The organism is Burkholderia sp. SIMBA_051, assembly GCF_046534915.1.
GTDB lineage: Bacteria > Pseudomonadota > Gammaproteobacteria > Burkholderiales > Burkholderiaceae > Burkholderia > Burkholderia ambifaria.
The window spans coordinates 1-242 of sequence record NZ_JAWRXS010000780.1 but is presented as its reverse complement, the minus strand read 5'-3'; the positions used below and the strand labels follow the sequence as shown (position 1 = coordinate 242).

Annotated in this window: 1 protein-coding gene; it reads right to left on the bottom strand. The window is 72.3% G+C overall.

Annotation, left to right across the window (positions count from 1 at the left end; translation table 11 throughout):
* On the bottom strand, window positions 1-242 hold a 242-nt coding region (locus SB771_RS36585), incomplete at both ends, for a hypothetical protein (RefSeq protein ID WP_410722232.1).

Here is a 242-nt window from a genome sequence, read left to right as displayed (position 1 = left end):
GCTGCCGCCCGCATAGAGGAATTCGACACCGAGCTGGCCGCCGCGCGCCGCGCTGAGGCCGCGCAGGATCGCGTCGCCGCCGAGCGCGCCGCAGCCTTGGCTGATCCCGTGACTGGCGCTCTGACTGCCTTCGAAGTGACCGCGCCGCGCGCGGAACTCGTGACCGGACTCGCCTTCGCGGGCGTACTTGAGGCAGTCGCGTGCTTCGCCTGGCTGCTCGCGCTCCGCCCGTCTGACGTGAC